Genomic DNA, 4,996 nt, shown 5'->3' on the forward strand with positions numbered 1-4,996 from the left:
CCGTCCGCCGTACGCAGTGACTCCATGAGGCGGAGTAGGTCAGACTGGGACAAGGCCATCGCGCACCTCTCACTCAACGAGCCTTCCTACTCGGAGAGTTGCGCGATGGCTCCTTCATGACCAGGGGCTACACCAAGATCCCTGCTACACCACTCAGCGGGACGCCATCACGGGCCGAGGGCGGCGCTGCACGGGTGGACGAATGCCCGTGCGGGCGTGAACGGCCGCGCTCAGGTTGTCGACACGCTGTGGGTAGGGCCGCACTCGGGCAGGAGAACGAGGGCGCCCTGTGCGGTGGCAGGGCAGTCGCAGACGTCGGCGTGTACGGCGACGGCCCGGGTGTGCTCGGCACAGGCGACACCGGCCGGCAGGGGTGCCCGGGTGCCGGTAGTGCGGTCCTTGCGGACACCACCGCGAACGCGCCCGGTGACGAGCTTGAGCCGGTCGAGGTCGTGAGCCACGAGGTCGGGGTGGCGGGTGAGGCGGTCGTACTTCAGCAGGTCGGTGTAGTCGGCGATCAGATCCCCGGCGAGGGCGGTCACGGCGGCCAGCTGATCGGCGGCGCTACCGCTCAGCATGGGACGCAGTGTGCAGCAGTTGGTGGTTGTGGTGGTCAAGCGAGACTTCCTTCGGTTGGGGATAGGGGGTTGCACTCGTCTCACCCATCCCGGGCAAGCCGGACGGGCGTGAGAGCGCAGAGGGTGGGACGAGTGGGACGGGCTCGGCGGGCCGGGGTCAGGCCAGGCTGCCGCCCTCGACCTGCGGCGGCGCGGGCTCGGGGCAGTAGCGCCGCCACGGGTCGAGGAAGTCGTTTCGGACGAAGCCCTTGGCCTGCCGGGAGTCGGGGAAGCGGATGTTGGACGAGGAGACGCCGAAGTCCTTGAGCAGGAGCTGCAGTCCGCGCGCGGTCAGACCGCTGACGCCGAACTCCGCCCATGGCGCCTCCTCCAACGCCCGTAGTTGGGCGAGGAGGGTGGCGGTGGCGAGCGCGGGCGGATCGCCGAGAGTGGTGAACACGGTCCGGATGTCCTGCAGGATCCGGATCTTGGCACCGTCCCCGTCCTCGTCCAAACCGGCCTCGTGAGCGCACATCGCCGCGCACGCGGCGCGTGCGGTGGCGGGCCAGTGACCGCCGGCCAGGTCGGCGACGATCACCAGCGGCTCCCACGTGTCGGCAGCACGGTCGGCCACCGGCATGACGGGCAGCATCCCCACCGCCCTCGGCAGCAGCGGGCGGAACCAGTCTGCGACGCGGTCGCGCAGGTCGTGGAGCGGCTTGGTGTCGAGGGCTGAGCGGAACGGCTGCACGCTCTCGCCCGGTGCGCGGCGGCGCATCCGGACGACCACCGAGCGGTCCATGATCGTGTCCGGAAGATCGCCGATACCGGCCAGAGCGGCCATCGCGAAGGTCGGGAACTTGCCCGGCCTCATGTCCGGCCCGTTGCCGACCATGCGCACCGCAGGGCGGTTGCGTTGGTGGCCGGCGTTCAGCACGCCGCGCAGTTCCTCGTTCCGCTCGGCGGCCTTCGAGGTGCCGAACAGCGTGTCGGCCTCATCGACCAGCAGGGTGGGCGGGTCCTCGGTGATCGAGCGGAAGACTGCGGGCAGGCTGGCGTTCACCGTGATCAGCGGGTCGTGGACCGTCTCGGTGACGATGTCCAGCAGCCGCGACTTACCGCAGCGCTTGGCCGGACCGACCACCGCCAACCGGGGCGCGTGCTGCCACGCCGGTTGTCCGTGCGTGGCAGCCACCCAGAGCGTCACCGCGTCCAGCGCATGCGAGGACGGCAGCACCACATACCGGGCGAGCGTGGACCGCAGCTCGTCCAGCAGCACCGCGCCCAGGTCCGCGCGGACCACGGGGACCGCCTCCGGACCGTCCCGGACCACCGGACCGTCATCCGGCGGACCGGACGGGACCGGACCGTCCGCGACCGCGGTCCCCGTCACCGGACCGCCGATCCGGACGGTCCCCGTCTGCGCACCGGCGGTCCGGGACGGACCCGCAGGCTGGTCCGCCGGTCCGTCCCCGTCCGGCGGAACGGTCCGCTCGGTCCGCGCCTGTGGACCACCGACCACCGGAACGGTCCGGGACCGGTCCCCGTGTTCCGCCACAGACTGCGGACCGTCCCCGGGGCCGGTCCCCGTGTCCGGTCCGTCCGCAGCGGACGGACCACGGCCGTCCCCGGAATCGAGGGCGGCCCCGTTGACGAGTTGGCACTGCTGCGGATCGGCGGGCACCGGCACGGGCGACCGGACCGGGACCGACACCGGTCCCGTGGAAGGTGTGGAAGGCATGCTCTCCAAGGAGTCTCCTAACTGCGGTCCCGGACCGTGGAATCCGGGACCGCCGAGTTGAGCGGTGATGTGGGGAAGTGCCGTACGGTCCGCCGACGCGCTGGGCGACGGGGACGGAAGCTGACCGTGCAGGGCTCAGGCGGCGGCGCGACCTGCGCTCAGGTCGTCCAGCCATACCTCCACCTCCGTCCAGCGGTAGCGCAGGTGCCGGCCGACCTTGATCGCCTTGGGCCCCTGGCCCCGGTGCTTCCACCCGTAGAGGGTGTCGAGGGGAACCTGCAGGTGGTCTGCGAGCTCCTGGGCGGTGGCCAACGGACGGCGGTCGGTAGTGGTGGCGCGGATGGGCTTGGTCACGAATCTCCGATGGGCAGGGAACAAAGGGCAGGTCGAAATAGGCGGTCCCTTTCGGGCCGCCGACTCGGGTGAGCGGTGGAAGTTCAGCAGGAGGTCGGCCAATTTCCAAAAAAGAGGCCGGACCCCCTCACGGGAGCCTCCTGCAAACGCGATCCGGGCAGTATGCCCGGTCGGCGGCTCGGCACCTAAAAAGGGCCGAGAACCGCACGCCGTGCTGGGTGCACGTGGTCGCCACCCCGCAGGCGACGGCGCCAGGAACGACGCTACGAGCCGGAATATCTCGCATGCAAGGACTTCGCGGAGATCGCAAAAAAGATCTTGATGCGCGCCCGGCCAGCACGCCTGGGCGGCCACCAGCGAGGCTACGAGCCCAGGTCACTGCCGTAAGCGCGGACGCATGCCGCTACTCGTGAAGAGGCGCGGATTTCCCGGGACTATCCGACACTATTTGGCACCATCTGGCACTGACGGGACTATCGAGCACCGTCCATTTGCCAAACGGTCGCCAGTCGATGAATATCCAACACCCACCCGAAGCCAGCGTTGATCGCGGCTTATCGGATCTGTGGTTCACCCGCGAGGAAAATCCCCCCCACCACCACACCGCCGACCACCCGGCTGCATATCCCCATGCCCTCGACCGAAGGAGCCGAATGGCGACCGTCTATGACACCTGGCACAAGTCCTACCCCCGCCCGACCGACAAGGAGTGCCGAGAGCACAAGGGCAAGTACCCGACCGCCGAGCACGGGAAGGGCAAGCGCTGGCAGGTCCGCTACCGCGACCCCGAGGGCACCCAGCGCAAGGAGGACTTCGAGCTCAAGACGAAGGCCGACGACCGCGCCGCCGAGCTCAAGGTCACGCTCAAGGGCGGCACCTACATCGACCCGAACGCCGGGAAGAAGACCGTGGCCGAGTACGCCGAGGCGTGGCTGGAGGCCGTCACTCCCGGCCCGACCACCTTGGAGCGCTACGACGGCGTGGTTCGCAACCACATCGTGGCCCGCCTGGGGAAGTTGGAGCTCCGGGCGCTCAAGCCGACCACGATCAAGCGCTGGGTGAGGCGACTCCAGGACGAAGGGTTCGCACCGTCCAGCATCGGCTGGTACGGCTCCGTCCTGATCATGATGCTGGACGCGGCAGTTGACGACGGCGCGATCGCCACCAACCCGTGCCGGGCCAAGTCGGTGAGCTTCCCGAAGGTGGAGAAGGAGCCGGTCGTCCCGTGGTCCGTGGAGCGCGTCCACGCGGTCATCAACGGCCTGCCGGAGCGTTTCCAGACCGGCGGCTCGGTCGCGTTCGGCTGCGGGCTGCGACAGGGCGAGGTCTTCGCGCTCTCTGTCGACGACGTCGACTTCCGCCGCCGCATGGTGACGGTGCGTCGGCAGGTTCGCTTCGTGGCGAAGAAGATGGTGTTCGCGCTGCCGAAGGGCGGCAAGGTCCGGCAGGTCCCGCTGCCCGATGGGCTGGCGAGGGCTCTGAAGGCCCATATGAAGAAGTTCCCGCCGACTCGGGTCACGCTCCCCTGGCGCATAGCCGATGGTGACGACCACACGGCGAACCTGCTCTTCACCGACGAGAACGCCAAGCCGTACCACCGCAGCGTCTTCAACGCGGGCGCCTGGAAGCTGGCGCTCGTTGCGGCGGGAGTCATCCCGCCGCGCGAGAAGGGGGCGAAGTACTTCCAGGCGGCCCCGGACGACGGCATGCACGCCCTTCGGCATGCCTATGCCTCGGTGCTGCTGGATGCCGGCGAGACGATCAAGGCGCTGGCGGCCTACCTCGGCCACAGCGACCCGGGCTTCACGCTCCGGACGTACACCCACCTGATGCCGACGAGCGAGTCCCGGACCCGCTCGGCTATCGACAGGGTGCTTCCGGGTTCGAAGGCCGGGGCGGGGCACTCCACGCCGAAATCCGAGGGCATGTGCCCCACGTGTGCCCTGGCAGCTTGATCTCTGCCTCGCACTCGTCGAGACCTGGGCCCCGAAGGCGGCCATTCGTGCAGGTCAGAGGGACACCAGTGCTACGACGCCGCCTGGAGCAGGGCGCCGTCCTGCCACTTGAGGATCTTGTCGAAGCTCACGATGGCCCCCCGGAGGGGGTGGTTGCGGAGCTGCACGTGGTCGGTGAGCGCGTGGATGAGGAAGAGGCCCCGGCCGGATTCGGCGGTGAGGTCGGGGAGGGTGTCCAGGTCGACCGGGCGGAGGGTGGGGGCCGGGGGGCGGCAGGGGAGGACGTGGGTGTCGTAGGGCCGGCCGTCGCGGCGGGGGCGGCGGGCCGTGAGCACCCGGGCCGGGACGGTGGCGCGGCCGCGGCGGGCGCGGTGCGCGGCCGGGCGGGC

Annotated in this window: 4 protein-coding genes and 1 pseudogene; 1 reads left to right on the forward strand and 4 read right to left on the reverse strand. The window is 70.0% G+C overall.

Annotated elements, in window-relative coordinates; translation table 11 throughout:
• Positions 1–230 precede the first annotated feature (230 nt).
• The 3 genes from KV557_RS41270 to KV557_RS41280 form a co-directional block, all read right to left on the reverse strand.
• On the reverse strand, positions 231–617 hold the full coding sequence (locus tag KV557_RS41270; protein ID WP_218207248.1) for a hypothetical protein: 387 nt from the start codon (positions 615–617) through the stop codon (positions 231–233).
• Positions 618–735: 118 nt separating this feature from the next.
• On the reverse strand, positions 736–1,962 hold the full coding sequence (locus KV557_RS41275) for a DUF3631 domain-containing protein (RefSeq protein WP_374106734.1): 1,227 nt from the start codon (positions 1,960–1,962) through the stop codon (positions 736–738).
• Positions 1,963–2,433: 471 nt separating this feature from the next.
• Positions 2,434–2,652, reverse strand: coding sequence for a helix-turn-helix transcriptional regulator (locus KV557_RS41280; protein WP_218207252.1), 219 nt, complete (start codon positions 2,650–2,652; stop codon positions 2,434–2,436).
• 653 nt (positions 2,653–3,305) lie between these two features.
• On the opposite strand from KV557_RS41280, the gene KV557_RS41285 reads away from it, so the two are divergent.
• Positions 3,306–4,607 carry a tyrosine-type recombinase/integrase gene (locus KV557_RS41285; RefSeq protein WP_218207254.1) on the forward strand — a complete coding sequence of 434 codons (1,302 nt, stop codon included), beginning with the start codon at positions 3,306–3,308 and terminating at the stop codon, positions 4,605–4,607.
• Between the two features lie 71 nt (positions 4,608–4,678).
• Here KV557_RS41285 and KV557_RS43890 read toward each other — a convergent pair.
• Positions 4,679–4,996 (reverse strand): annotated as a pseudogene (locus KV557_RS43890) (ATP-binding protein); the annotation flags it as partial.

Origin of the sequence: Kitasatospora aureofaciens (genome assembly GCF_019192735.1) — a bacterium.
Classification (GTDB): Bacteria; Actinomycetota; Actinomycetes; order Streptomycetales; family Streptomycetaceae; genus Kitasatospora; species Kitasatospora aureofaciens_A.